2 protein-coding genes are annotated in these 1,415 nt (G+C 31.0%); both read right to left on the reverse strand.

The annotated features are described in order from the left end of the window. Nucleotides 1–112: 112 nt before the first annotated feature. Nucleotides 113–1,009 carry an IS3 family transposase gene (locus ACZIX2_RS14200; protein ID WP_463340753.1) on the reverse strand — a complete coding sequence of 299 codons (897 nt, stop codon included), beginning with the start codon at nt 1,007–1,009 and terminating at the stop codon, nt 113–115. Continuing rightward, nucleotides 976–1,374 carry a transposase gene (locus ACZIX2_RS14205; protein WP_463340752.1) on the reverse strand — a complete coding sequence of 133 codons (399 nt, stop codon included), beginning with the start codon at nt 1,372–1,374 and terminating at the stop codon, nt 976–978. The genes ACZIX2_RS14200 and ACZIX2_RS14205 overlap by 34 nt, the downstream gene beginning before the upstream one ends. Nucleotides 1,375–1,415 lie beyond the last annotated feature (41 nt).

The raw sequence follows: 1,415 nt of genomic DNA on the forward strand, positions 1-1,415 counted from the left end.
ATTGAACATCCCTGATTAGTGTTGACCGTTTTTTAATTGTTTTCTTTTCAATAGTATTCTTAGGGCTAAAATGGGAAATAACTTTTTGGCTCATTTAAAAAGCCAAAAAAAGTTATTCTCGTTTTATGCCACGTTCTGAATTTTCATTATCAAAAATAGTTAAAATCGGTTTGTAAAAAGAGTTATCATTAAACCACTTGCTTTCAAATTCCATCGGACTTAATTTGCCAATATTGTTATGAGGTCTTGTGTTATTGTAATGATTTACAGCTTTTTTTACACATTTCTTTAATTGATCAAATGTCTTTGGGTTCCAATAATCCAAATATTCCTCTTTTATTGTTCTATTTATTCTTTCAGCATAAGCATTGTCTTGTCCACAGAGCGCCATACTGATTTTACTTTTATTGTCTTTAAGCAATTCATTATATTCCTTGCAGATATATTGGCTTCCTCTGTCAGAATGATGAATTAATGGAGCTTGGTTGTCTTTTAAAGCTTGGTTTAGTGCGTTAATATTTGCAGTGGCTCTCATATGATTCGATACTTGATAGCCCACTATTTTCTTTGTATAAACATCGATTATAAATACTGCATAATAGAACTTATCCCCAACTGCTACATATGTGATATCTGACTGCCAAATTACAGAGGGAGCATTTAATTGCATCCCTTTTATCAAATTTGGGTAGTAAATTGATGAGGCATAAGTTGTTCTCCTATAATTCTTTTTCTTTTTAATTCGAAAGCCCAAATCCATAAACAAATCTATGAATCTATCTCTGCCAATAAAATCGGGCTTCAGTGTGTTGTACATCTTCTCAACCCCACAACCAGGGTGTTCTTGTCTTAAATCCTCAGCTTCTAGAATTAAATCTTGAATGTTTTTATCAAAAACAGCTTGTCTTTTAGAATATTGATTTACGGCTTGTTTACTAACTCCAACGATTTTATAAAGCTTATTTAAAGAAAAACTTACTTCTTCTTTGTGGATTCTGAACCAGTTGATTGTGGGGTGTTGTAGTTTTTTTTAATATCAATATTCAAATCGTCTTTGGCAATATCAATCATTTTCTCCAAATAGTCAATCTTAATTTGCTTTTGACCAACAATTTGTTCCAACTCTTTTATCTTCTGTTCGAGCTGTTTTAGTTTATCAATACTACTTTCTTTCATTTCAATAACTCTAAATCCTTTTTCGTTAAAGGTAGAAAATTTATAAATCCATTTATAAATCGTAACATTACTGATTCCATAAAGTTTTTCCAATTGAGGAACACTAAACTTACCGCTTTCAAAAATAGAAACTATTTCCCGTTTAAAATCCTCTGAATAATGTCGATTCTTTCGAACATTCTTTAAATTTGCTTTCATATAAATTGACTTTTGTGGTCAACCTATATCAGGGACGTACA

It is taken from the genome of Flavobacterium riviphilum (assembly GCF_055231795.1).

Bases quoted from the DNA above. Each gene is read 5' to 3' on its own strand.
- ACZIX2_RS14205 (WP_463340752.1), bottom strand. From the start codon at position 1,374: ATGAAAGCAAATTTAAAGAATGTTCGAAAGAATCGACATTATTCAGAG.